This is a genomic window from Achromobacter sp. 18P8.1.1 (assembly GCF_057799415.1).
In genome coordinates, this window is the sequence record NZ_JBYOKH010000024.1 from 68097 (window position 1) to 90832 (window position 22736).

27 protein-coding genes are annotated in these 22736 nt (G+C 67.4%); 8 read left to right on the forward strand and 19 right to left on the reverse strand.

Going from position 1 to position 22736, the window contains the following annotated elements:
• Positions 1–4: 4 nt before the first annotated feature.
• From AC27VE_RS16670 to AC27VE_RS16705, 8 genes are all read right to left on the reverse strand, one after another.
• Positions 5–751 (reverse strand): SDR family oxidoreductase, encoded by a 747-nt coding sequence (locus AC27VE_RS16670; RefSeq protein ID WP_167390091.1) that lies wholly within the window; start codon positions 749–751, stop codon positions 5–7.
• 41 nt (positions 752–792) lie between these two features.
• Complete coding sequence (locus AC27VE_RS16675) at positions 793–1161, reverse strand: cupin domain-containing protein (protein ID WP_488704466.1); 369 nt, start codon at positions 1159–1161, stop codon at positions 793–795.
• A gap of 105 nt (positions 1162–1266) precedes the next feature.
• A complete protein-coding gene (locus AC27VE_RS16680; protein ID WP_488704467.1) occupies positions 1267–2076 on the reverse strand; it encodes an AraC family transcriptional regulator in 810 nt (269 codons plus the stop codon).
• Positions 2077–2095: 19 nt separating this feature from the next.
• Entirely contained in the window at positions 2096–2482 is a 387-nt protein-coding gene (locus AC27VE_RS16685; RefSeq protein WP_006222559.1) for a VOC family protein, read from the reverse strand.
• Between the two features lie 54 nt (positions 2483–2536).
• Positions 2537–3544: a formylglycine-generating enzyme family protein gene (locus tag AC27VE_RS16690; RefSeq protein WP_488704468.1), complete on the reverse strand. Its 1008-nt coding sequence runs from the start codon at positions 3542–3544 to the stop codon at positions 2537–2539.
• Between the two features lie 101 nt (positions 3545–3645).
• Positions 3646–4305 (reverse strand): DNA oxidative demethylase AlkB, encoded by a 660-nt coding sequence (alkB, locus tag AC27VE_RS16695; RefSeq protein ID WP_488704469.1) that lies wholly within the window; start codon positions 4303–4305, stop codon positions 3646–3648.
• Positions 4306–4307: 2 nt separating this feature from the next.
• On the reverse strand, positions 4308–5018 hold the full coding sequence (locus AC27VE_RS16700) for a 2OG-Fe(II) oxygenase (protein WP_488704470.1): 711 nt from the start codon (positions 5016–5018) through the stop codon (positions 4308–4310).
• 83 nt (positions 5019–5101) lie between these two features.
• On the reverse strand, positions 5102–6622 hold the full coding sequence (locus tag AC27VE_RS16705) for a phospholipase D family protein (protein WP_488704471.1): 1521 nt from the start codon (positions 6620–6622) through the stop codon (positions 5102–5104).
• A gap of 98 nt (positions 6623–6720) precedes the next feature.
• Between AC27VE_RS16705 and AC27VE_RS16710 the strand changes: the two genes are divergently transcribed.
• Both AC27VE_RS16710 and AC27VE_RS16715 read left to right on the forward strand, forming a co-directional pair.
• Entirely contained in the window at positions 6721–7290 is a 570-nt protein-coding gene (locus AC27VE_RS16710; protein ID WP_488704472.1) for a helix-turn-helix domain-containing protein, read from the forward strand.
• Between the two features lie 6 nt (positions 7291–7296).
• Entirely contained in the window at positions 7297–7839 is a 543-nt protein-coding gene (locus tag AC27VE_RS16715; protein ID WP_280026531.1) for a GNAT family N-acetyltransferase, read from the forward strand.
• A 113-nt stretch (positions 7840–7952) separates the two neighbouring features.
• Here AC27VE_RS16715 and AC27VE_RS16720 read toward each other — a convergent pair whose 3' ends face one another.
• Together AC27VE_RS16720 and AC27VE_RS16725 are read right to left on the reverse strand one after the other, a co-directional pair.
• Positions 7953–8285, reverse strand: coding sequence for a hypothetical protein (locus AC27VE_RS16720; RefSeq protein WP_006222567.1), 333 nt, complete (start codon positions 8283–8285; stop codon positions 7953–7955).
• A 158-nt stretch (positions 8286–8443) separates the two neighbouring features.
• Positions 8444–9340, reverse strand: coding sequence for an alpha/beta fold hydrolase (locus tag AC27VE_RS16725; RefSeq protein ID WP_488704473.1), 897 nt, complete (start codon positions 9338–9340; stop codon positions 8444–8446).
• Positions 9341–9454: 114 nt separating this feature from the next.
• Between AC27VE_RS16725 and AC27VE_RS16730 the strand changes: the two genes are divergently transcribed.
• From AC27VE_RS16730 to AC27VE_RS16740, 3 genes are all read left to right on the forward strand, one after another.
• On the forward strand, positions 9455–10342 hold the full coding sequence (locus AC27VE_RS16730) for a LysR family transcriptional regulator (RefSeq protein WP_088589508.1): 888 nt from the start codon (positions 9455–9457) through the stop codon (positions 10340–10342).
• Between the two features lie 146 nt (positions 10343–10488).
• Positions 10489–10638, forward strand: a complete 150-nt coding sequence (locus AC27VE_RS16735) for a hypothetical protein (RefSeq protein WP_488704474.1) — start codon at positions 10489–10491, stop codon at positions 10636–10638.
• Between the two features lie 205 nt (positions 10639–10843).
• Positions 10844–11668 carry an SDR family oxidoreductase gene (locus AC27VE_RS16740; RefSeq protein ID WP_006222571.1) on the forward strand — a complete coding sequence of 275 codons (825 nt, stop codon included), beginning with the start codon at positions 10844–10846 and terminating at the stop codon, positions 11666–11668.
• Positions 11669–11692: 24 nt separating this feature from the next.
• On the opposite strand, the gene AC27VE_RS16745 is transcribed toward AC27VE_RS16740, so the two are convergent.
• Positions 11693–12463: a sulfite exporter TauE/SafE family protein gene (locus tag AC27VE_RS16745; RefSeq protein ID WP_280026540.1), complete on the reverse strand. Its 771-nt coding sequence runs from the start codon at positions 12461–12463 to the stop codon at positions 11693–11695.
• The gene (locus AC27VE_RS16750; protein WP_315134113.1) at positions 12460–12876 is read right to left on the reverse strand and encodes an SEL1-like repeat protein; all 417 of its coding nucleotides are present in this window, start codon (positions 12874–12876) and stop codon (positions 12460–12462) included. Before AC27VE_RS16750 ends, AC27VE_RS16745 begins: the two co-directional genes overlap by 4 nt.
• A gap of 136 nt (positions 12877–13012) precedes the next feature.
• On the opposite strand from AC27VE_RS16750, the gene AC27VE_RS16755 reads away from it, so the two are divergent.
• The gene (locus tag AC27VE_RS16755) at positions 13013–13978 is read left to right on the forward strand and encodes a LysR family transcriptional regulator (RefSeq protein ID WP_488704475.1); all 966 of its coding nucleotides are present in this window, start codon (positions 13013–13015) and stop codon (positions 13976–13978) included.
• Here the strand turns inward: AC27VE_RS16755 and AC27VE_RS16760 are convergent.
• On the reverse strand, positions 13899–15302 hold the full coding sequence (locus tag AC27VE_RS16760; RefSeq protein WP_488704476.1) for an MATE family efflux transporter: 1404 nt from the start codon (positions 15300–15302) through the stop codon (positions 13899–13901). The two genes, AC27VE_RS16755 and AC27VE_RS16760, sit on opposite strands and share 80 nt — an antisense overlap.
• Positions 15303–15435: 133 nt before the next feature.
• Here AC27VE_RS16760 and AC27VE_RS16765 point away from each other — a divergent pair, with 133 nt between their 5' ends.
• Entirely contained in the window at positions 15436–15912 is a 477-nt protein-coding gene (locus AC27VE_RS16765) for a MarR family winged helix-turn-helix transcriptional regulator (RefSeq protein WP_006222578.1), read from the forward strand.
• Here the strand turns inward: AC27VE_RS16765 and AC27VE_RS16770 are convergent.
• The 6 genes from AC27VE_RS16770 to AC27VE_RS16795 form a co-directional block, all read right to left on the reverse strand.
• Positions 15909–16814, reverse strand: a complete 906-nt coding sequence (locus AC27VE_RS16770; protein WP_488704477.1) for a DMT family transporter — start codon at positions 16812–16814, stop codon at positions 15909–15911. The genes AC27VE_RS16765 and AC27VE_RS16770 overlap by 4 nt on opposite strands.
• Before the next feature lie 96 nt (positions 16815–16910).
• Positions 16911–17714 carry an AraC family ligand binding domain-containing protein gene (locus AC27VE_RS16775; protein WP_488704478.1) on the reverse strand — a complete coding sequence of 268 codons (804 nt, stop codon included), beginning with the start codon at positions 17712–17714 and terminating at the stop codon, positions 16911–16913.
• A gap of 21 nt (positions 17715–17735) precedes the next feature.
• Entirely contained in the window at positions 17736–18074 is a 339-nt protein-coding gene (locus AC27VE_RS16780) for an EF-hand domain-containing protein (protein WP_488704479.1), read from the reverse strand.
• 102 nt (positions 18075–18176) lie between these two features.
• Complete coding sequence (locus AC27VE_RS16785) at positions 18177–18668, reverse strand: hypothetical protein (protein WP_488704482.1); 492 nt, start codon at positions 18666–18668, stop codon at positions 18177–18179.
• A complete protein-coding gene (locus tag AC27VE_RS16790; protein WP_488704480.1) occupies positions 18668–19216 on the reverse strand; it encodes a hypothetical protein in 549 nt (182 codons plus the stop codon). Before AC27VE_RS16790 ends, AC27VE_RS16785 begins: the two co-directional genes overlap by 1 nt.
• Before the next feature lie 109 nt (positions 19217–19325).
• On the reverse strand, positions 19326–20294 hold the full coding sequence (locus AC27VE_RS16795; RefSeq protein WP_006222584.1) for a LysR substrate-binding domain-containing protein: 969 nt from the start codon (positions 20292–20294) through the stop codon (positions 19326–19328).
• Positions 20295–20402: 108 nt separating this feature from the next.
• Between AC27VE_RS16795 and AC27VE_RS16800 the strand changes: the two genes are divergently transcribed.
• The gene (locus AC27VE_RS16800; protein WP_427961504.1) at positions 20403–22703 is read left to right on the forward strand and encodes an NADP-dependent malic enzyme; all 2301 of its coding nucleotides are present in this window, start codon (positions 20403–20405) and stop codon (positions 22701–22703) included.
• Positions 22704–22736: the final 33 nt, after the last annotated feature.

Genomic DNA, 22736 nt, shown 5'->3' on the forward strand with positions numbered 1-22736 from the left:
GCGTTCAGCTGCCGCCGGAGACGTCGATGAAGGAGCCGCTGGTGTAGCCGGCTTCGTCCGAGAACAGCCACATCACCGCGCCCGCCACCTCTTCCACCGAGCCGCCGCGGCGCAACGGGATCACGCTTTTCAACCGGTCCACGCGGCCGGGCTCGCCGCCGCTGGCGTGCATCTCGGTGTAGATGGTGCCGGGCCGTACGCCGTTCACGCGGATGCCCTCGGGCGCCACTTCCTTGGACAGGCCGATCGTCAGCGTATCCAGCGCGCCCTTGGATGCGGCGTAGTCCACATATTCGTTGGGTGAACCCAGGCGGGCGGCGGCCGACGACACGTTGACGATGGCGCCGCCCTGGCCGCCGTGGCGCGTCGACATCCGCCGCACGGCCTCGCGGGCGCACAGGAAGGCGCCGATGACGTTGGTGGACAGCACGCGCAGCAGGCGGTCGGCATCCATGTCGTCCACGCGCATCTGCTTTTCCAGGATGCCGGCGTTGTTGACCAGCGCATCCAGCCGGCCCAGCCGCTCGTCCAGCGTGTGGAACATGCGCAGCACCTGGTCTTCCTGCGAGACGTCGGCCTGGATGGCCAGCGCCTGGCCGCCTTCGCGCCGGATTTCGGCCACGACGGCGTCGGCGGCGTCCGCATGGGTGCGGTAGTTGACGCCAACCGCATAGCCGCGGCGGGCGGCCAGTTTGGCGACGGCGGCGCCGATGCCCCGGCTGCCGCCGGTAACGAGCATGACTTTGGACATGGTTTTCTCCTGCATGACTGCCACGTTAGCAGAACGCAGGCTCAGATCCACACGTCGTTCGGGGCGCTGCGCGCGCCGCCCTGGTCGCCGGTGTTCACGACCCCACAGGGTTCCACCAGCATCAGGTGAGTCTCTTCCTGCGCGCAGGGCTTGTGCTCCACGCCCTTGGGGATGACCGTCATGTCGCCCGGGCCCAGGTCGATGTGGCCGTCGCGCAGTTCGATCCGCAACCGGCCGCTGACGACGATGAACGTCTCGTCGGTGTCCGCATGGCTGTGCCAGACGAAATCGCCCTGCACCTTGACCACCTTGAACTGGTAGTCGTTCATCTGGGCGATGACCTTGGGCTGCCAGTGCTCTGAGAACAGCGCGAGCTTGCCGGCGATATTGATGGAGGATATGGGGGACATGGCGGAGCCTGAACAAGGGGAAGACGCCTGCAGCATAGGGCGGCAGGGCGCGCGCCGTCTTGTACGTTCTTGCAGGTTTTCCGTGCCGGGCCCGGCACGGCGGGGCTAGCCGTGCAGCATCCGCCGCCAGCGGTCTGGCGTCATGCCGTAGGTCTGCACATGGCGATGCGTCAGGTGGCTCTGGTCGGTGAAGCCGGCGCAGGCCGCGGCGTCCGCCAGCGGCTGGCCGGCGGCGATCAGCCGGCGGGCGAGATCCAGGCGGCGCAGCATCACGTAGCGATAGGGGCTGGTGCCGAACAGCGCGCGGAAATCGCGCGACAGGCGCCAGCGGTCGTTGCCCGCGGCCTGCGCCAGCTGGTCCAGCGTGATCGGCTGGCCGAGCGAGGCATGGATGAACTGCCGGGCGCGCTCTGCGGCGGGGTAGTCGGCCGTTCGGCGTCCCTGAGGGCGGCCGGCGGCGGCGCACAGCGCGTGGGCCAGGTCGTAGAGCGCGTCGTCTTCCTGCAAGGGGTCGATTGCCGCCCGGGTGCTTTGCAGCAGCGCTTCGCTGGCGGCGTGCAGCCGCGGGTCGGCAGAGAGGCCGCCCGCGATGAACGGCAGCGGCCGGCCGCCCAGGATTTGCTGGATCAGCGCGGGTTCGACGTAGATCATGCGGTAGTGGAAACCGGCTTCGGTGCCTGCCTGCCCGTCGTGCGGTTCGTCAGGGTGCAGCACGATGGTGCCGCCTGGCAGGCTGTGCCGGCATGAGCGCCGGTAGTGGAAGCTTTGCACGCCCGACAGCGTGCGCCCGATGGCGTACGTGTCGTGGCGGTGCATGTCGTAGCCATGACCGCCGAAGTAGGCTTCGATGCGCTCCACATGGCCCGAGGGCGCGGCGCGCAGTATCCAGTCCTGCTTCGGTTGGGCCAACGTCATGGCAGACGTGCGGCAGGGTCTACTTCTTCACCTGCACCAGTACGAACTCGTTGCCGTACAGGTCGATGAAGTGGGCGTAGACGGTGGTGTCGTCATGGACGGGCTCTTTGGTGAAGCGCACGCCCCGCGCGGCGAACTTGCTGTGGTCGCGCACGACGTCGTCGGTGTAGAACACGCCCACCGGCTGGCCGCCGGTCTGGTCGCCCACGCGGTCGCGTTGCGCCTGGGTCAGGGCTTGCAGCAGCCAGACGCCGACCGCGGGTTGTTCCGGCAGGCGCAGGTGCACATACCGTTGCTGGCCCACGGGCATATCGACGAACACCTCCATGCCGAGCTTGTCTTGGTAAAAAGAAATGGCGGTGTCGTAGTCGTTCACGAGAAGGACGAGACGGCCCAGCGAATGCATGTCAGGACTCTCTTTGAGGTTAAGCGTGCGGCTATGCTAACCCGTCGCGGCCCTTTACCGGCTGTCGGCCTCGCGCAACAGCCGCAGGCCCACCAGCGGGTAGCGCGTTTCCTGAGTGTTCCAGTTGCGGTAGGACGACCGGGTATAGAGCGCCCAGGTGTGCCACGAGCCGCCCCGGCGCACGCGCACATTGCCGCTGTCGGGGCCTTGCGGATCATCCGTGGGCGAGTGCGCGTAGTAGTCCTCGCCGTACCAGTCCGCCACCCATTCCCAGGCGTTGCCGTGCATGTCGTACAGGCCGAAGGCGTTGGGCGCGTAGGTGGCCACCGGCGCGGTGAACGTGTAACCGTCGTGGCGGGCCGAGGCGAACGCCTGCCATTTCGGCCACAGCGGTTGGGCGTCGGCGTCAAAGCCGTTGCCGGCATCGGGCATGCCAGCCGGGTCGTCGCCGTTCTGGTAGCGCGTGCGCGTGCCGGCGCGGCAGGCGTATTCCCATTCGGCTTCGGTGGGCAGCCGGTAGACGCGGCCTTCCTTCTGGGTCAGCCAGCGGGCCAACGCCTGGGCGTCGTTCCAGCTGATGTTCACGACGGGGTGATCGTCGGTCTGGGCGAAGCCCGGGTTACGCCAGGAATAGCGGCGGTCGCGGCCTTCGAAGGCGTCGCCGCGTTCGGACTTGTCGGGATCGTAGGCGGCGTTGTAGCCATAGCCGCCCGTGCCGTCGGCCTCGGACTCGGGCACATACCCGGAGGCTTCGATAAAGCGCCGGAACTGTCCGACCGTGACCTCGGTGCGTTCCAGGTAGAACGGCCGGGTGATGCGCACGGTATGCACGGGCGCTTCGTCGAACAGCTGCGCGAAACGGTCCTTGGGATATTGCGGGTAGTCGCGCGCCAGCGCCTCGGGCGTTTCGTCGCTGCCCATCTGGAACGTGCCGGCGGGGATGGCGACGAACACCATGCCCAGTGAATTCTCGATCAACGCAGGCGGCTCGCTGGACGGGGCCGCGCGCAGCGGGGACGACAGCAGGAAACTGGCAAGCAACAGGCAGGGACAGATACGCATGGAGGGTCGCGGGCGCGGGGCGCAGGGCCAAGGGTGCGACATAGTAGGGCGGCTGCGTCCAGACAGCCAGACGCGGGGAACCCTCATACGGGCCTTGCGCTTCAGCCTGCCTTGCGCAAGGTGAAGTTGATCCGTCGGCTGCCGAGTCTGGGATGCGGCAGGTCTTTCATGGGCATCACGCCGTGATAGCGCAGCCGGTCCACGCCGCCCCACACGACCACGTCGCCATGCAGCAGGGGCACGCGCACGGTCTTGTCCGAGCGTTCGTGGCCGCCGAACAGGAAGAGGGCGGGCATGCCCAGCGAGACGGAAACGATGGGGGAGCCGTAGTCGCGTTCGTTCTTGTCCTGATGCAGCGACAGCCGCGACCCCGGCTCGTACTGGTTGACCAGGCAGGCGTCGGGCGCAAAACCGGGAAAGCCGGCCTCGGCCGCCGCAGCCTGCGCCAGTTCCAGGAAGGCCGAAGGCAGGTCGGGCCAGGGCAGGCCGGACAGCGGGTCGATGCGCGTATAGCGGTAGCCGTGCGCATCCGTCGTCCAGCCCCATTGCCCGCAATTGGTCAGCGCGACCGACATGGTGTAGCCCCCCGGCGTCTGCATGCGCCGGAAGGGCGACTGCGCGGCGACGGTGTCCACGCCTTGCAGCAGCGCTTCGGCAAAGGGCAAGGCAAACCCGCGCAACACGAAGGATTGCGGCCCGATTGCCTCGCGCCCGCTTTGCGCGGTGTCGTCGTCGCCAAACAGGTCCAGCGATGTCGTCATGGTCATTGCGCGTCGTGGAAGATCAGCCCTAGCGTGTGGCGCCGGCCGCTGCGCAGCGCGCTGACGCCGTGCCTCATGGCGGTCTTGCGCCAACCGCGCGCGCCGGGCACGGGCCGCTGGTTCACGGTGAAGATCAGCGCGTCGCCCTGCTGCAGCGGCAGCACCTCGGCGCACTGTTCGCGGCTGCTGGTTTCCGTCATCACGAATTCGCCGCCCGTGAAATCCTGACCTGGGCGCGACAGCAGCACCGCCACCTGCAGCGGGAACACGTGTTCGCCGTACAGGTCCTGGTGCAGGCAGTTGTAGTCGCCGGGGCCGTACTCCAGGATCAGGGGCGTGGGACGGCGTTGGCCGGCGTCATGGCAGCGCTGCAGAAAGGCGGCGTGGTCGGCGGGATACTGCACATTGATGCCCAACTGCCGGTTCCAGCGGTTCGCGATCGGCGCCAGTTGCGGATACAAGGCGGTGCGCAGCTGCTGCAGCAACGGCGGCAGCGGATAGGAAAAGTACTTGTATTCACCGCGACCGAAGCCATGCCGCGCCATCACGATACGGCTGCGGTAGCCGTCCGGCGCGGCGTAGCCGGCCGCCAGCGCCGCGCATTGGGCGGGCGTCAGCAGGCCGGGCGCGATGGCATTGCCATGCGCATCCAGCGACTCGGTGATCCGGGCCCAATCGAGGTCGGGCAGGGGAGCGGCAGGCGGCATATCCATGGGGCGAGGGCAGGCAAGGCGAAGCAGAAAAAACCAGTCTACGCCTGCCCGCCGCTAGGCGAACTCCGCTTGTTGCGCCGGGGTCACAGCAGCGGCTCCAGCGGCAGCAGCGACACGAACCAGACGGAAAACCGCTTCCACACCGTCGTGCCCGGCTCGGTGTCATGGCGGATCGTTTCCCCGTTGCGCTGCTCCAGCCAATACAAGTCGCCTTTATCGTCCAGGCAAACGCGGTAGGCCACCTTGGGCAACTCGTTCTTGAAGGCATCGGCAATGCGGCCCGCCAGCGTCGGGCTGTCGATCACAAAGCCCAGTTCCGTATTCAGGGTGGCCGAACGCGGGTCGAAGTTGAACGACCCGACGAAGATGCGCTGCCCGTCCACCGCGAAGGTCTTGGCGTGCAGGCTGGAACCCGAGCTGCCGAAGGGCCCCATGCTCTTGTTGCGCTCGACCTCGCCCGCCATGCGCTTCATCTCGAACAATTCCACGCCGGCTGCCAGCAGGTCCTTGCGGCGCTTGGCGTAGCCCGAATGCACGACTGCGACGTCGGTCGCTTCCAGCGCATTGGTCAGCACCTGCACCTTGACCCCACTTTTCGCCATCTTCGCGAAGGCTTCCGTGCCCGCGGCCGTGGGCACGAAATAGGGCGACACCAATTCCAGATCGGTCGCGGGCGCGCCGATGATTTCATGCAACTGGTGCGGCAGCATCGCCTCGGGCGGCGCGGTGCCCAGCGTCTTGCGCGGATCGTCGCTGACCATGCGGGCGTTCGCCCATTCCAGGCGCAGCTCGCCTTGCAGCAATTGCCGGATGAAGGGCAACTGCTTCATGGCGTCGGCATAGGCGGCGGCTTCGGGCGACCCTTCCACCTTGCTGGCCCGTTCCTCCAGCGCTTGCAGCGCGCCCGGCTCGGCCTTCTTCAGCAGCCGGTCCACGGGGTAGGCGGATTCGCTGGCCCAGTACCGGTCGAAATCCATCGACACGTCATTGACCGCCGCGCCGATCGCCAGCACGTCCAGGTCGGTGAACAGCACGCCGTTGGCGGCGCCGAAGTATTCGTCGCCAACGTTGCGCCCGCCGATGATGGTGGCCTGGTTGTCCGCGGTGAACGACTTGTTGTGCATGCGCCGGTTCAGGCGGCTGAAGTCCGTGACGTAGCCCAAGGGCTTGGGCCAGCGCAGCACAAAGGGGTTGTACAAGCGGACTTCGATATTGGGGTGTTCGTCCATCGCGGCCAGCACCGTGTCCAGGCCCGACGTGCCGTTGTCGTCCAGCAGCAGCCGCACGCGCACGCCCCGGTCGGCAGCGGCGTGCAGCGCTTCCAGCAGCATCGTGCCCGTCATGTCGTCGTGCCAGATGTAGTACTGCACATCCAGGCTGCGCTCGGCCGCCCGCGCCAGCATCATGCGGGCGGCGAAAGCGTCATAGGCGTTGGACAGCGGGTGGATGCCCGACTTGCCGGGATGCGCTGCCGCCAGCGGCGCGATGCCGCGGCCCAAGGGCGTGGCGGCGGATTGTTCGGGCGTCAGCGCCTGGGACTCGCTGCGCTTGTCGAGCGGGGGCAGGCTGCATCCGCTTAGAAACGAAAGGCAGAGGGCGGTCATAAGTAGGGGTTTGGCCAAAAGCATGCCCGTATTGTGCCGAAAAAAGTGGCAGGCACCGGGTCTTGATGATTTTCCATATTTGGAATAAATTCCCTAATATGGAAAACACAACGATTGATGCCGATCTGGACCGCCGCATCGCCCAGCGCCTGAAAGCCTTGCGCTTGGCGCGCGGGTGGTCGTTGGACGAATTGGCGGGGATGGCTGGCGTCAGCCGCGCCACGCTCTCGCGGCTGGAAAACGCCGAGGTCAGCCCCACGGCCAGCGTGCTGGGCAAGCTGTGCGCGGCCCACGGCTTGACCATGTCGCGGCTGATGGTGATGGTGGAAGACGATTTCGCGCCCTTGGTGCCCGAGCACGCGCAGGCCGTGTGGGCCGACGACAGTGCGGGCTTCACGCGGCGTTCCGTGTCTCCCCCGGCGCAGCAGTTGGCGGGCGAAGTGCTGGCCTGCGAGCTGGCGGCAGGCGCCCGCATCGGCTACGAGCAATCGCCGCGGCCGGGGCTGGAGCACCACCTGCTGATGCTGGAAGGCGAACTGCATATCACCGTCGACGGCCAGACCCACATCCTGGCGCCGGGCGACTGCCTGCGCTATCAACTGTTCGGCGCCAGCCAGTTCATCACACCGCCGCATAGCGGCGCCCGCTACCTGCTCTTCATCGTCTGAACCGCCATGTCCCACGACCCCGCCACCCTTGAATTGACCCTGCTGACGGCGGATGACGCCGCTGCCAATCTGCCCGCGCTGGGCGAACTGCTGCACGCCTGCGTGCAAGGCGGCGCCAGCGTCAGTTTCGTCCTGCCGTATTCCCCGGAAGACGCGCAAGCGTTCTGGCGCAACAAGATCCTGCCGGCGCTGGCCGGCGGCAAGCTGGCGCTGTGGGTGGCGCGTCAGGACGGCCGCATCGCCGGCTCGGTGCAATTGGATAGCGATACGCCGCCCAACCAGCCCCACCGCGCCGAGGTGCGCAAGCTTCTGGTGCACCCCGATTTCCGCCGGCAGGGCATCGCCCGCCACTTGATGCGCGAGGCCGAAGCCCATGCGGTGCGCATCGGCCGCAGCTTGATCACGCTGGATACACGCACCGGCGACAGCGCCGAGCCCCTGTATGCGTCGCTGGGCTATGTGACGGTGGGGCAGATCCCGCATTTCAGCCGCGACCCGCATGATGCGGGCAAGCTGGACGCGACGACGATCATGTACAAACGGGTGTAGATAAGGCCGACGGACAACGGAATAGGCCACCCATCCGGCCACAAAAGCAGCCCCCTAAGGGGCAACAAAAAAGCCACCCGCGAGGGTGGCTTTCTTATTCAGTCAGCGCCCATTCAAGCCAGCGGCTTGATGCCCACGCTGTAAGGGGGCGCATTGCCGCGTGCGGCGGCCTTGATCTTCAGCATCGAGCCGCCGGGGGTGAATTCGAAGTCCTGCAGCGGCACTTCGAACCATTGGTGGAAGCTGGTGCGGGAAAACTCGGGCACCCAGACTTTGGCGCGCCGCGCGTCGCAGTGGAATTCCACCAGCGTGCGGTCGATGCCCAGGGGGCGGGTGTTGCCGATGCGGTAGCTGACGCGCAGTTCGGCGCTTTCCGTCGAGCCGGGGCGCCAGGTCAGGCCGATGGATTCCATGAATTGTTCAATCGCCTGAATGCCGCGATACATAGCTGACTCCGAATGCTGTCGGGCGCCGGGCGCCCACGAAAATCCGCCGCGCGCGGCGGCGGGAAACAGACGGATTATCCGCCATTCCGGGGCAGGCTGCCCAGCCGGCGGCCCGCGCGGGGCGGAATGGGGCGCCGCGCCAGGCGTGCGGGCGGGCTTCAGGCGCCGGTTTTGGCGCAGAACGCCAGGATGGCATCGGCGACGGCTTGCGGGGCTTCGCGCTGGGGAAAATGCCCCACGCCGTCCAGGACGCGACGTGCATAGCCGCCCTGAAAGAACGCCTCCTTGCCTTCCGACGTGGCCGGCTGGTTGCAGGCGTCGGCGCCGCCATGCAGCACCAGCGTGGGTACGGTCAGCACGGGGGCAGGCGTCAGCAACGCCGTGTCGGCCCGGTAGGCGGCGTCGCCTTCGGCATAGCCCCAGCGGTGGCGGTAGGAATGCAGCACCACGTCGGCCCAGTCGGGATTGTCGAAGACGCGCGCGGCCTCGTCGAAATCCTCGGGCGTGTACCAGGCGCCGGGCGACCACGTGTCCCACATGGTGCGGGTGAACTCACGGCGGTTGCCGCGCACTGCCTCGGCACCGCGCGGCGTCGCCATGAACCAGTGGTACCAGTAATTGCGTGCCTGGCTCAGCGACAACACCTGGTTCGGGTCGTTGGTGCCATAGCCCACCGACAGCAGTACCAGCTGCCGCGCGACACCCGGCCGAAGGCCGCAGGCGTTGGCGGCGGCACGCGCGCCCCAGTCATGGCCCACCAGCAGCGGGCGGTCGATACCCAGCGCATCGATGAAGTCCAGCAGGTCGCGCCCCAGAGCGGCCAGTTCGCCGCTGCGCGGCGTGGCGGCATCGCGAAAGCGGGTCGGCCCGAAACCGCGCAGGGCCGGGCACAGCACGCGGTAGCCATCCGCCGCCAGGCGTCCGGCGACGGTGTTCCAGCTTTCGGGGCTGTCGGGCCAGCCGTGCAGCAGCACGGCGGTGCGGGATCCGGCAGGGTTCCATTCCAGATAGGCGATATCCAGCAAAGGGGTCTGTACCTGGGCGTAGGCAGTCATGATGGGGTTCCTTCTTTCGGTGACGGTGCTGTCACGATAGCGGCTGGTCTTGTCATGATTCTTGATGAATAAGCGCTTATTATCAATAAATCATGAATATAAGGATGGCAGGCGATGGATATTCCTAACGAGTCCGCCGGCGTGGTGCTGGACCTGACGCTCTTGCGCACGTTCCTGGAGGTGGTGGACAGCGGCGGCTTCGCGTTGGCCGCCGATGCGCTGTCCCTGACGCCCTCGGCCATCAGCGGCCACATCAAGCGCCTGGAGGTGCTGGCGGGCGCCACCTTGCTGGACCGCACGACGCGTAGCTTCGAAGTGACGCCGGCGGGCGAGACGCTGTACGCCTACGCGCGCAACATCGTCGATCTGGAGCGCGAGGCGCGCGCCCGCTTGAGCGGCACGCGCCTGAAGGGCCGCTTGCGCATCGGATCGTCGGAGGATTTCGCGGGCGCGTGGCTGGCCGAAGTGCTGCAGGCGTTTCACCGCGGCCATCCGGAGGCTTCGATCGAACTGAAGGTGGGCGTTACCGCCGACCTGCTGCGCCAGCAGGCGCGAGGCAAGCTGGATGTGGTGTTCGGCAAGCAGTGCGCGCGCGTGCAGGACGATGGCGAGCTCTTGTGGGAAGAAGACCTGGTGTGGGCCTGGGGGGAAGACAAGCCGTGGAAGCCCGGGCGCCAGGTGCCGTTGGCCGTGTTCCCCGAACCTTGCGTGTATCGCGAAGCGGCCATCACGGCCTTGGGGCAGACGAAGCAAGGCTGGGTGCCGGCATTCGAAAGCGGCAGCATGGCGGGTTGTCTAGCCGCCGCGTTGGCGGGATTTGCCGTGGCTCCTGTTGCGCGCAGCCAGTTGCGCGAGGGCTTGCGCGCCCTGTCGCGCGATGACGGCATGCCCGACCTGCCGATGACGCGCTTCTACGCGTATCTGCGTTCGGCCGAACCCGCGGTGCAGGCGCTGGTGGCGGCAGTCAGGCAGACGGGGCAGCGGCGCCGCTTCGGGCGCTGAGCGCCTCGACGCATCGCCGGCCTTTATCGCCGCCATTGAGTAAAGCAAATGGACGCCACGCGCCATGGCCCGCACCATGACGCACATGTCCTTACCGAGGCCGGCGCGCAGTCCGCCGGCCGGGACGCTTCACTCAAGGAGTCATCATGGCGAATTTCTTTCTGGCATTGGTCAACGCGGAACTCTCGTTGTTCGGCGTGCAGACGGCTGACGAACCGGTGGCGGCGCCCGCCACCGTGGCGCAGGACACCGCGCCTGCCTTCGATAGCGAGCATTACCGCAGCGCGCTGGGCTGACCGCGCGCATTGCCGCGCAAAAAGCATCAGCGTAGAAATAGGCAGGTTTCACGCAAGAACGAGCCTGTACGCCAGCACGCCCGATTCTTAATATCCCTACCAGGCTCAGGGCCGAAGCATCAGTCATGAATGCTTTACCCGGCCTGGCCGCCCGGCCTCTTGCCGGCGGCTGCAAGCATGCAGGCTAGCAAGGGATGGGAATCGCATGAATACCGAAAAAATCTGGTTGGTGACGGGTGCGTCGACGGGCCTGGGCCTGGTTCTGGTGAAGATGCTGCTGGACCGGGGTCACAAGGTGGCGGCGACGGCCCGGGATGGCGATGCATTGCTGGAGGCCGTGGGGGCCAAGCTGGAAGGGCAGTTCCTGCCCTTGTCGGTGGATCTGGCCGATGAGCGCAACGTGCGCCGTGCGGTGGACGCCACGATGGCCGCGTTCGGCGGCGTGGATGTGGTGGTGAACAACGCGGGCGACGCGTTGCAGGGATCGTTGGACAGCCTGTCCGACGATGCATTGCGCGGCACGTTCGATATCAACGTGTTCGGCATGCTGAACGTCATCCGCGCGGTGCTGCCGCGCATGCGCACGCAGCGCAGCGGGCACGTGTTCAATATCTCGTCGATCCTGGGCTTTGACGGCGGCTACGCGCAATGGGGCGCCTACAGCGCCGCCAAGTTCGCGGTCAGTGGTTTGACCGAGGCGTTGGCGGCCGAGGCGTCGGCATGGGGCGTGCGTGTGTCGCTGGTGTACCCGGGCGCAATGCGCGCGGGATCCCACCCGGATCGCGGTGATGCGCCCGAAATGGCGGCGCGCGATCCCTTGCGGCAAGAGCTGGGCGGCGATCCCGTCAAGGCGGCCCAGGCCTTGATCAGCGCGGCGCAGGCGCAGTACGCGCCGCTGCATCTGTTCCTGGGCCGGGATGCCTTCGACCAGGCGCGCGGCAAGATCCAGTCGGTGCAGCAGGAACTGGCGCGCTGGCGCGAGATGTCGGTGTCGATCGGTTTTGTCGACGAGCGGCGTCTGGCGGCGTGACCTGCCAAGGGGGCTGGACCGCGCTCAGGCGGTCCAGCCTTGCACGACCTGGTACGCGCCCAGCAACGCCAGGCTGATCATGAAGCACAGCTTGAACGTGCGCGCGGAAAGGCGGTTGCGCAGCCATTGGCCCAGCGCCATGCCGATCAGCGCGGGCAGCAGCATCAGCACGGATGCCCCGGCCGCGCCGGAACTGTAGCCGCCGTTTAACGCAAGGCCTGCCGCGAGGGCCACCGTCGACACCGTAAATGAAATGCCCATGGCCTGGATCAGGCCATCCTTGCCCAGATTCAGCGCTTGCAGGTAGGGCACGGCCGGGATCACGAACACGCCTGTCGCCGCGGTGATCACGCCGGTGACGACGCCGACCACCGCGCCCAACATCTGTTCGTGCCTGCGCGGCACGCTGGGCGGCGAGCCGAACAGGCCCCAGGCCGCATAGGCGATCAGCGCCAAGCCCAGGCAGACGCTCGCCCAATGACCGCTGGGCGCGCCCAGCCACAGTGCGCCTGCGATCGTGCCGACGCAGACGCCCACTTGCAGGGCGCCGATCCGCCGCAGCGTCAAAAAGAGCGTGGGCCAGGGCCGCGCCTGCCAAAGATTGGTGATGAGCGAGGGCACGATCAACAACGCGGCGGCTTGCGCCGGCGCCATGACCAGGGCCAGCATCGCCATGGAAATGGTAGGCAGGCCCAGGCCCACCACGCCTTTGACGACGCCGGCCAGGACGAACACGGCGACCGTCACGGCAAGCAGCGCCGGCGTGCCGCCGGGGAACAGGTCCAGCGGGTTCACAGGCGCTCGCATTGGGAAAGCTGGGCGGGCCGGGGCCGGCTGAAGAGCGCGTAGGCCACGTCCCCGGCGCCCGGGCCCTCCTGGCGCGCCGCGCGCAACAACCATTGCCGGGCTTCGCACAGATCGGTAGGCATGGCCGGGCCATACAAGGCGGGTCCCCCGATCAACGCCACGCCCAGCAGCCGTTGCGCGGGGGCGTGGCCGTCGTGCGCGGCGGCACGCAGCCATGCCAGCATGGCAGGCACGTCGCCTTCGGTCTGGGCTTCCAGCGCCAAGGCATACTTCTGCGCGGGCGTGGTGTAGTCGCTGAGGCCAGGCTGGGCTATGGCGCTGCCTGAGGTTTGCAAGACCAGGCACAGCAGTGCCAGGCTTGGCCATCGCGCGCGGCGGGCACATGGATTCAGGGGTTTCATGATCTGATTCCGGAGAGTTGTCAGGGGAGCCCCGGGGGCATGCCTTATTCTGCGCCGCCAATCCCTCGAGCCGGTATCGGGAAGTGGCATACCCTGCCTATGGTCTGGCCTGAGGCACGCGTGCTACGCTGGCCTGATGCGATTCGACCTGACCGACCTTCGGCTTTTCCTGAACGTGCAGGAAACCGGCTCCATCACGGCGGGCGCCAAGCGTTCGCACATGACGCTGGCTTCCGCCAGCGAACGCATCCGCGGCATGGAAGACACCTTGGGGGTGCCCTTGCTGCTGCGCGAACATCGCGGCGTTGAACCCACGCCGGCGGGCCGGACGCTGGCGCATCATGCGCGCGTGGTCCTGGCCCAGATGGATCGCATGCGCGGCGAGCTTGACCACTATGGTCAAGGGCTGAAGGGGCACGTGCGTGTGCTGTGCAACACCACGGCGCTTAGCGAATACCTGCCGTCGGTGCTGGGCGATTTCCTGAAGGACCATCCCCGCGTATCGGTGGACCTGGAGGAAAGGCTCAGCCACGAGATCGCCGATGCGCTGCGCGCGGGCACCTGCGATATCGGCGTGCTGGCGGATTCGACGGACCTGCATGGCCTGCATACGCTTACCTTCCGCCATGATCCGCTGACGCTGATCGTGCCGCGCGGCCATGCGCTGGCCGGCCGTCCGGCCGTCATGCTGGCCGAGGTGGCGGACGAGGAGTTCGTGGGCCTGGTGGAAGGCAGCGCCTTGCAGGAGCACATCGCGCACCATGCGCGGCGCGGCGGAAAAGTGCTGTCGTACCGCGTGCGCCTGCGCAGCTTCGACGCGGTATGCCGGATGGTGGGGCAGGGCGTGGGCATCGCCATCGTGCCGCGCGTGGCCGCGGTGCGCTACGGCCGCGCCGCGGGCGTCGCGCGCGTTGCGCTGGCCGATGACTGGGCCACGCGCGACCTGGTGCTGTGCGTGCGCGACGCCTTGCCGGCCTACGCCGCCGAACTGGTCGCCTACGCGCTGCGCGACGCGCCCCGCACTACGGACGCGCCAGCGGCTGAGGTCTGCGCAGATGGCCCCGGTCGAACCAGGACCCCGACGCGACCGCGCTCAGGATGATCAGGCCGTACAGGCACATCGCCACGGCGGCCGTCAGGAAAAACAGGGTCAGTGAACCGGTCAGGTGCAGGACGACACCACCCGCGCCCACAGCCACCAGCAGGCGCAGGCAGCCGGCGATCAGCGGCCACTTCAGCCGGCCCGCGCCTTGCGAGGCGAAGTACATCGAGAACCCCAGGGCAAAGAACCCGTAGACCGGACCGACCATGCGCAAATAGTCCGAGCCGGCCTGCAGCATGTGGTCTTCGGCGCCGAAGAGGCGCAGCCAGGCCTCGGGAAAGCATGCTGCGGCCAGTCCGATGGCTTCGGCCAGCACGAAGGCCATCGCGCCGCCGGTCAGGGCGATCCGCATGGCGCGTTCAGGCTGCCCCGCGCCGATGTTGGACGCCACCATCGCGACCATGGGGGCGCCCAGCCCGAAGGCGATCGGAATCAGCAGATACTCCAGCCGCACGGCGATGCCGTAGCCGGCCACGGCGGCGGTGCCGGCATACGCGCCGACCAGCGCCGCCGTCAGCGCCACCAGCGCGTTGGTCAGCAAGGGGTTCAGCGTGGCCAGCGCGCCCACGCTGAGGATGCTGCGCATCAGGTTCAGATGCAGCCGGCTGGCGACCAGCCGCGCAGGGTTGCGCCCGCTGGCGCAATAGGCGCCCAGGATCAGCGCGCCCACGCCGTAATAGATGACGAGCGCCCAGCCGCCGCCTGCCACGCCCAGTGCGGGGAACGGCCCCCATCCGAAGATCAGGCACGGCGACAAGGGGATCAGCAGCAAGGCGCCGCCGCAGATTACGGCGCCCGGCACCAGCATGTTGCCGGTGCCCCGGATCACGCTGGCGAACGCGTTCATCAACCACATCAGGACGATGCCGCCGAAGATGACGTTGGAGTAGGCCAGGGCGGCCTCCAGCGCTTCGCCTTCGGCGCCCAGCGCGCCATACAGCTGCGGTCCGAAGGCCAGCAGCAGCACGCAGAAGAGCAGCCCCAGCAGCGCATTCAGCACGACGGCATGCAACACCAGCTGATCGGCCTCTTGCTGGCGGCCCCCGCCCAACGCGCGTGCCACGGCGGCGGAGATGCCGCCGCCCATTGCACCCTGGGACATATTGCCCATCAGGAACAGCACGGGCACCACCAGCGCCACGCCCGCCAGCACCGAGGTGCCCAGCCGCGCCAGGAACCAGGTCTCGATCAGGCCGGTGGCCGACTGCGCCGACATCATCAGGATATTGGGCCAGGCCAGGCGTGCCAGCGTGGGGGCGATGGGCGCTTCAAGCATGGCCTGCAAGCGCGCATTGGCAGGGCGTGGCGGAGGTGTCGCTGACATGGAGGTTGGCCGGAACAGGATGCGGTAAAATTTACGTGCATATGCCAATACCTGTCAAGATTGGGCTGGACGCGAGCCTGGCCCGGCAGTAGCGTAATGGCCTTGCCCTTCCCAACTTGCCGTCCCCGCCGCCATGTCCGCCGCCGATTCTTCCGTCCCCGCCATCGTTCCGGATCCCCTGGTCTGCAACGGCGCCGCGCTGCGCAAAGCGACCCGGCGCGTGTCGCAGTTGTATGACACGGTGCTGGCGCCCTGCGGCCTGAAAGTCTCGCAGCATTCCATCCTGATCCACATCGCGCGCGCCGGCACGCCGTCGATGACTGACTTGGCGCGCGCCATGGTGTTGGACCGTTCCGCGCTGGCGCACAACCTGAAACCACTGGAACGGGACGGCTACGTGCAGATGGCGCGCGACGAACGCGATGGCCGCAGCCGCCGCGTGGCGCTGACGGATGCGGGCCGCGCCAAGCTGGCGGAATCCAAACGCCTGTGGAAAGACGCGCAGAACCGGTTCGAAGCCGCCTATGGCGCAGAGCGCGCGGCCGCCTTGCGGCATGCGCTGGCCGATATCTTTTCCGATGAATTCGCGCTGGCGTTCAGCCGCGGTTAACGGCCCGTGGGCGTGGCCAAGGACCGCCTGAGGCCTGTCCATCCCAGCAGCGCTACGGCGCCCAGCACGCAAGCCATCCCCGCAATCTGCGCACCCGTCAGGGATTCGCCCAGCAGGCCAGCCGCCAGTGCGACGGCCGATGCCGGGGCTAACGCGGTGAAGAGCGCAGCTTCGGACCCATCGACGCGCGCGGCGCCGGCATACCAGAGCAGGAAGCCGCCCACGGTGGGCACCACCGCGTAGTAAGCGACCGCCACCAACGCATCGCCGGACACGCTGATCTGCCAGGGCGATTCCGCCACGCTCGCCAGCGCAGAAAAGGCCAGCCCGAAGCCCGTCATGACGGTGGATAGCGCAAGCGGCGGCACGGGCACGCGCAGCCGCTTGTTGAGCAGGATGAACAGCCCTTCGCACAGGACCGCGCCCAGGATCAGCGCATTGCCGATCCACGAGGGCGCGCCGCTGGCGTCAGCGCCATGGCGCGTCATCAGCCAGACGCCGAAGCCCGCGGCGACGATGGCGGCCAGCATGGCCTTGCCCGGGCGTTCGCCCAGCAGCACGATCGCAATGGCCGCGGTGACGAGCGGCAGGGTCCCCAGAATGACGCCGCCGTCCACCGCGGACGTGCGCTGCAGCCCGGCGATCAATAGCGTGGTGTAGCCCACGCTGCCGGCGATGGCCTGCGCCGCCAACAAAGCCCAGTCGCGCCGGCCCAGGCGCGGCAGGCGCGCGCCGGTCGCGGCCATCAGTAGTGCAAAGCAAGGAAGCGCGATGGCGAACCGCAGCGCCGTCGCGGTGAAGGGCGGCAGCCCGGTTCCGATGACCTTGCTGGCCACGACCGTGCTGCCCACCAGCACCATGGCCGCCGCCAGGTAGCAATACCCCTGCATCTTTCCGCTCATGTCCATCTACCGCGTATGAAGAAAGGCGCAGCGTAGGGCGCGGGCGGGCCGCGGGTCTTGAACGAAATTGCAGGGCGGGAAAGGAAGGGAGGCGGGTCAGCGCGCCGCCAGCGCGTACCGCCGGGGCGATACGCCGTAGGTGCGCACGAAGAGGCGGGTCATGTGGCTCTGGTCGGCAAAGCCGCCCGCCGCGGCTGCGTCCGCCAGCGGTTTGCCTTCGCGGATCAGCCGGCGCGCGAGCAGCAAGCGGCGTTGCATCTGATAGGCGTGGGGCGTCAAGCCCGTGGCGCCTGCAAAGGCGCGCAGCACTTGATAGCGGCTCAGGCCGCTGACCGCCGCCAGGTCGGCCAGCGACAGCGCGGCGGCCGGGTCGTCGTCGATCAGGGCGCGGGCGTGGCGTATCGCGGCAGGGATCGCGCGGGAGGACGCCTGCGGCGCATAGGGGCTGTGCGCGGCGGCCACGATGCGCAATAGCAGGGTGTCGCACGCCAACGCGTCGGGCGCCTTGTCCGTGACGTGGGCATAAAGCGCCAGCACGTCGCGCGCCAGGCCTGGCTTGTCCTGCGCGGGATGTTCGAATTCGTAGCGGCTTTCGTCAGCGACCAGCTCGGCCGCGTTGCGCGCAATCACGCCAGGGTCCAGATACAGCATCTGCCAGGCGCGCATGGCGTCGCCGATGGGGGCGCCGTCATGGACTTCGCCCGGATTGACGGTAATGACGTGGCCGGGGCCGGCCTCTACCCGGCCGCGTCCGCTATGCGAGACCTGCGCGCCCGCGCGGATCACGCCGATGCCGAACTGGTCATGCGTGTGGCGCGAAAAGGCATGCCCGCTGCACGCAGCCACGGCCTGCACGCCGGGGAGCGCGCTGCGCGGCATGATGAATTGGCCTGGCTGCATCAGCGGGCCGATCGCAAGGGCTTAGCCCTTGTATTCCTTCATGACCTGCTGGATGAACTCGGCGCGGCTGATTTTGCCGTCCTTGTTGGTGTCCATGGCGGCGAAGTGTTCCGCGGTCAGGTCCTTCGGCAACTCGCTCTTGCTCAGGTAACCGTCGCCATTGGTGTCCAGCTTGGCGAACGATTCTTCCATGAAGGCCTGATATTCGCTTTGGCTGACGACGCCGTTCTTGTCGGTATCCAAACGCTGCATCTGCGCGGGCGACAGGCGGATATTGCCCTGGGCAGACTGTGCCGCGGCGAAGGGCGCCGCGAGAGCCAGCGCCGTGAGTGCGGCGCTCAAGGTAAGCATCTTCTTCATGTCTTTCATTCCCTTGCCGGCCAATGCCGTGATGATTGCAGCGTAGCCGAAAACCCCTCAACGCGCTGCAACGGAATGCCTGGCTGCCTTTTCCCCGTAGGCCTATTGCAGCCCGTTCCAGCGCGCCACCGAGGGCTCGGCCGCCGCCCACTTCCATTGCCCGCCGGGGTGCCGGCAGATCGTGCTGGTGTAGGCGGGAGCGGGCGCGTCGTCCTGCTCTACCGTGAACAGCACCTCGCGGCAGCGCGCCAGGGGGGTATCGATATCGCGTACCACCTGGATGCCGCCGCGTTCGTTGCCGACGGGCAACGCGTGGCGGATCTGCCATTGCCGCACCTGGCCGATGGGCAATTCGCCTGCCGCGTTGGCCATGACGTTCTGCTGGTCGTTCTTCCATTCGCGCAGCACGTATTTCACGGTGGCGTCGACCGCGGCCTGCACCGTGACGCCGATGGCGTAACCGGCCACCGGATTTGCCGTGGCCGCGCCGCTGACGGTACCGACCACGGCGCCCGTCGCCCCGCCGATGGAGGAGCTTTGGCAGCCGCTCAGGCCCAGGGCCGCCGCCAGCGCCAGCAGGCATGCGCGGCGCATCACTGCAACGATCCCCAGCGCGCGGTGGCCGGTTCGGCATTCGCCCAGCGCCAATGCGCGCCGTCGCGGCAGACCGTCGTGACGAAGAATTCGCGCAGCGGTTCGTCGCCGGCCTTGCTGGCAGGCGTATCGATCGAGAAGACCACTTCTTTGCATTCCAGGCCCGCGCCACCGAAGGCGCGGCTGACGGCGACCTGCCCTTGGGCGTCGCTTTCGATGGGCAACTGGTGCTTCACGCGCCACGGCGCCACGGCGCCCACGTCGAGCGGGCCGGCAGCGGTGGCAATGGCGTCTTGTTCTTCGCCCCGGGTCTTGCGCTGGGCATAGGCCAGCGCGGCCTTGGCGCCGGCCTGCACGCCCAGGCCGATGCCGGTGGCGACGGTGGCGTTGTCGGTAACTTTGTTGGCGATGGCGGTGCCGGCGATACCGGCCGCGGCGCCGGTGCCTTCGCTAAGCAGCGAGCTGCAGCCGGACAACATGGCCAGCGCCGCAAGGGCAATCAGGGCAAGCGCGCGACGGCTCGCGTGGGGTGGCGAGATGGTGAACAAACGGCGTGCCCTCCTGCGTGTTGCTTGGCGCCGCAAGTATAGGAGGCGCGGCCACGGCGCGGGCGCGGCCTTTACATTTCTTGGCATTCCGACGCACGCGCGGCCAGGTTCAGGCGCCGGGCCGCGCGCCCTTGGTATAGACCTCGCGCAACGCGGAGGCGAACAAGGCGTCTACGTTGCGGCGCAATCCGTCCGCCCGCGTGAACAGCGAGATCGGCGGCAGCGTCCAGTCGAAGGAGTAGGGCACGATGGCCGCGCCAGCGATGCGCACCAGTTCGTCCGCGATGTCGGCGGGCAGGATGGATACGGCGCGGTCGCTTGCCACGATCATTTCTCCGATCAGCTTGGAGGAATCGCTTTGCACCGACGGGGGCGGCGGCGGCAGGCCGGCGCGCAGGAAAATGTCGGCCACCTGTTCCCGGATGGGGCTGCCGGGGGTGCCCAGGATCCAGTCCAGGTCGGCCAGCCGGTTCCACTCCAGCCGCGACCGGCCCAGCCTTGCGGCCAGGCGGCGGCTGGCGATCAGGCGCGGTTGCTGGTGGTACAGCACTTCAAAATCGATATTGCTCAGGTCGACCGACGGCGTGGCCCAACCCACCACGATGTCCAGGGTGTGGTCGCGCAGTTGGCGCAGCAGGGCGGGGCCCTGCCCTTCGTGGATGGTGGCGGTGATCCGACGGCCTTGCGGCAGGGTGCGGCTGATGGCGGCCGACAACATCTGCCCCGACACGAACGGGATGACCCCGATCTGCAGGTGGGCGGCGTGCCCGGCCGCCACAGCCTCCATTTCCTGCACCAGATGGCCCAGGTCATGGACCAGCCCCCGGGCGCGCGTCAACACCACGGCGCCCAGCGCGGTGGGCGTCATGCCCCGAACCGACCGGTCAAAGAGCGGCACGTCGAACATGCTTTCCAGTTCGGCGAGGGCGTTCGTCACCGCCGGCTGGCTGGTGGCCATGTGTTCGGCCACCCGGGTCAGCGACCCGTGCTGCTCGATCTGCAGCAGCAGCATCAGATGGCGCATCTTCAGCCGCGAGGTCAGTTTCCGGATGACGGCATCCGGGTCAAAGGCTGTCATAGACAGGCCATAAGGTAAAGGTAATGGGACAATATTAAATCCGAATGATCGTCTTATGTCTTGGGGCCTAGAATTTTTGCATATTCAAGACAGCGAGGCTACAGCCCCATGAACAACCCTTCCGACCGCCAGGCAGCCCTGGACTATCACGAGTTCCCCACCCCGGGAAAGATTTCTGTGGTGGCGTCCAAGCCGCTCGTCAACCAGCGCGACCTGGCACTGGCGTACTCGCCGGGCGTGGCGGCGGCGTGTGAAGAGATCGTGGCCGACCCGGCCAATGTCTACCGTTACACCGCCCGCGGCAACCTGGTCGGCGTGATCTCCAACGGCACCGCGGTGCTGGGCCTGGGCAACATCGGTGCGCTGGCTTCCAAGCCGGTCATGGAAGGCAAGGCGGTGCTGTTCAAGAAATTCGCCGGCCTGGATGTCTTCGACATCGAAATCAACGAAACCGACCCGGACAAGCTGGTCGAGATCATCGCCGGCCTGGAAGCCACCTTCGGCGGCATCAACCTGGAAGACATCAAGGCCCCGGAATGCTTCACCGTCGAGCGCAAGCTCCGTGAACGCATGAAGATTCCCGTCTTCCACGACGACCAGCACGGCACGGCCATCACGGTTTCGGCCGCCTTCATCAACGGCCTGAAGGTCGTGGGCAAGGACATCAAGTCGGTCAAGGTTGTGACTTCCGGCGCCGGCGCTGCCGCGCTGGCCTGCCTGGACCTGATGGTGGACCTGGGCCTGCCGCTGGAAAACATCTGGGTGACGGACCTGGAAGGCGTGGTCTTCGAAGGCCGCACCGTGCTGATGGACCCGGACAAGGAGCGTTTCGCGCAAAAGACGGAAGCCCGCAAGCTGGCCGAAGTGATCCAGGACGCCGACGTATTCCTGGGCCTGTCGGCGGGTGGCGTGCTCAAGCCTGAAATGGTCGCGACGATGGGCCCGCGCCCGCTGATCCTGGCGCTGGCCAATCCCACGCCGGAAATCCTGCCGGAAGTGGCGCACGGCGTGCGCGACGACGTGGTCATGGCGACGGGCCGTTCGGATTACCCGAACCAGGTCAACAATGTGCTGTGCTTCCCGTACATCTTCCGCGGCGCGCTGGATGTGGGCGCGACCACCATCACGCGTGAAATGGAAATGGCGGCGGTGTACGCCATCGCCGAATTGGCCGAAGAAGAGCAAAACGAAGTCGTGGCCGCCGCTTACGGCACCTACGACATCTCGTTCGGGCCTGAATACCTGATCCCCAAGCCGTTCGATCCGCGTCTGATCGTGCGCATCGCGCCGGCTGTGGCCAAGGCGGCGATGGACGGCGGCGTGGCCACGCGCCCGCTGGCCGACCTGGAAGCCTACGAAGAGCAGCTGCAGCAGTTCGTGTACCACTCGGGCGCGTTCATGAAGCCGCTGTTCTCGGCGGCCAAGCGCATCGTGCGTGGCGGCGGCAAGTCGCGCATCGTGTTCACGGAAGGCGAAGACGAACGCGTGCTGCGCGCCGTGCAGGTGATCGTCGACGAAGGCCTGGCGCGTCCCATCCTGGTGGGCCGTCCCGCCGTGTTGCTGTCGCGCATCGAGAAATTCGGCCTGCGCCTGCGTTTGGGCGAAGACGTCGAAGTGACCAACCCGGAATACGACGAACGCTTCCACCAGTACTGGACCACGTACTGGGAATTGATGTGCCGCCGTGGCATCACCAAGGAAATGGCGCGCGTGGAAATGCGCCGCCGCCTGACCTTGATCGGCGCGATGATGGTGCACCTGGGCGACGCCGACGGCATGGTCTGCGGCACGGTCGGCGCCTATCACGACCACCTGCGTTTCGTGGACGAGGTGATCGGCCGCCGTCCGGGCCACAACGTGTACGCCGCCATGAACATCCTGCTGCTCAACGAGCGCACGGTGGTGCTGGTGGACACGCATGTGAACGACGAGCCCACGGCAGAGCAGATCGCCGAATTCACGGTGATGGCGGCGCAGGAAATGGCTCGCATGAACCTGGCGCCGAAGGTGGCGCTGCTGTCGCGGTCGAACTTCGGGTCGGGCAGCTCGGCTTCGGGCGCCAAGATGCGCCGCGCCCTGGAAATCGTGCGCGAACAGGCACCCGAGCTTGAGGTCGATGGCGAAATGCACGGCGACTGCGCACTGGACGAAGCGTTGCGCATGCGCATCCTGCCGTCGTCCACCTTGAAGGGCGAAGCGAACCTGCTGGTGTGCCCGAACGTGGACGCTGGCAACATCGCCTACAACCTGCTCAAGACGGCGGCCGGCGGCAACGTGGCGGTGGGTCCGTTCCTGTTGGGCGCGAATGCGCCGGTGCACATCCTGACCTCCAGCTCGACCGTGCGCCGCATCATCAACATGACGGCCATGACCGTGCTGGACGCCAACCGGGTGGAAACCTCGGCCTGATGCGCTTGCATTGCCAAAAAAAATGCCCCGTAA

Excerpts from the sequence above, each read along its gene's own strand:
- AC27VE_RS16800 (WP_427961504.1), top strand. The coding sequence starts at position 20,403 with ATGAACAACCCTTCCGACCGCCAGGCAGCCCTGGACTATCACGAGTTC.
- AC27VE_RS16720 (WP_006222567.1), bottom strand. The coding sequence starts at position 8,285 with ATGTATCGCGGCATTCAGGCGATTGAACAATTCATGGAATCCATCGGC.
- AC27VE_RS16770 (WP_488704477.1), bottom strand. The coding sequence starts at position 16,814 with ATGAGCGGAAAGATGCAGGGGTATTGCTACCTGGCGGCGGCCATGGTG.
- AC27VE_RS16680 (WP_488704467.1), bottom strand. The coding sequence starts at position 2,076 with ATGACGTTGGCCCAACCGAAGCAGGACTGGATACTGCGCGCCGCGCCC.
- AC27VE_RS16760 (WP_488704476.1), bottom strand. The coding sequence starts at position 15,302 with ATGTCAGCGACACCTCCGCCACGCCCTGCCAATGCGCGCTTGCAGGCC.
- AC27VE_RS16675 (WP_488704466.1), bottom strand. The coding sequence starts at position 1,161 with ATGTCCCCCATATCCTCCATCAATATCGCCGGCAAGCTCGCGCTGTTC.
- AC27VE_RS16730 (WP_088589508.1), top strand. The coding sequence starts at position 9,455 with ATGGATATTCCTAACGAGTCCGCCGGCGTGGTGCTGGACCTGACGCTC.
- alkB (WP_488704469.1), bottom strand. The coding sequence starts at position 4,305 with ATGACGACATCGCTGGACCTGTTTGGCGACGACGACACCGCGCAAAGC.
- AC27VE_RS16765 (WP_006222578.1), top strand. The coding sequence starts at position 15,436 with ATGTCCGCCGCCGATTCTTCCGTCCCCGCCATCGTTCCGGATCCCCTG.
- AC27VE_RS16700 (WP_488704470.1), bottom strand. The coding sequence starts at position 5,018 with ATGGATATGCCGCCTGCCGCTCCCCTGCCCGACCTCGATTGGGCCCGG.
- AC27VE_RS16725 (WP_488704473.1), bottom strand. The coding sequence starts at position 9,340 with ATGACTGCCTACGCCCAGGTACAGACCCCTTTGCTGGATATCGCCTAT.
- AC27VE_RS16670 (WP_167390091.1), bottom strand. The coding sequence starts at position 751 with ATGTCCAAAGTCATGCTCGTTACCGGCGGCAGCCGGGGCATCGGCGCC.
- AC27VE_RS16775 (WP_488704478.1), bottom strand. The coding sequence starts at position 17,714 with ATGCAGCCAGGCCAATTCATCATGCCGCGCAGCGCGCTCCCCGGCGTG.
- AC27VE_RS16780 (WP_488704479.1), bottom strand. The coding sequence starts at position 18,074 with ATGAAGAAGATGCTTACCTTGAGCGCCGCACTCACGGCGCTGGCTCTC.
- AC27VE_RS16715 (WP_280026531.1), top strand. The coding sequence starts at position 7,297 with ATGTCCCACGACCCCGCCACCCTTGAATTGACCCTGCTGACGGCGGAT.
- AC27VE_RS16710 (WP_488704472.1), top strand. The coding sequence starts at position 6,721 with ATGGAAAACACAACGATTGATGCCGATCTGGACCGCCGCATCGCCCAG.
- AC27VE_RS16795 (WP_006222584.1), bottom strand. The coding sequence starts at position 20,294 with ATGACAGCCTTTGACCCGGATGCCGTCATCCGGAAACTGACCTCGCGG.
- AC27VE_RS16685 (WP_006222559.1), bottom strand. The coding sequence starts at position 2,482 with ATGCATTCGCTGGGCCGTCTCGTCCTTCTCGTGAACGACTACGACACC.
- AC27VE_RS16755 (WP_488704475.1), top strand. The coding sequence starts at position 13,013 with ATGCGATTCGACCTGACCGACCTTCGGCTTTTCCTGAACGTGCAGGAA.
- AC27VE_RS16785 (WP_488704482.1), bottom strand. The coding sequence starts at position 18,668 with ATGCGCCGCGCATGCCTGCTGGCGCTGGCGGCGGCCCTGGGCCTGAGC.
- AC27VE_RS16690 (WP_488704468.1), bottom strand. The coding sequence starts at position 3,544 with ATGCGTATCTGTCCCTGCCTGTTGCTTGCCAGTTTCCTGCTGTCGTCC.
- AC27VE_RS16705 (WP_488704471.1), bottom strand. The coding sequence starts at position 6,622 with ATGACCGCCCTCTGCCTTTCGTTTCTAAGCGGATGCAGCCTGCCCCCG.
- AC27VE_RS16735 (WP_488704474.1), top strand. The coding sequence starts at position 10,489 with ATGGCGAATTTCTTTCTGGCATTGGTCAACGCGGAACTCTCGTTGTTC.
- AC27VE_RS16750 (WP_315134113.1), bottom strand. The coding sequence starts at position 12,876 with ATGAAACCCCTGAATCCATGTGCCCGCCGCGCGCGATGGCCAAGCCTG.
- AC27VE_RS16740 (WP_006222571.1), top strand. The coding sequence starts at position 10,844 with ATGAATACCGAAAAAATCTGGTTGGTGACGGGTGCGTCGACGGGCCTG.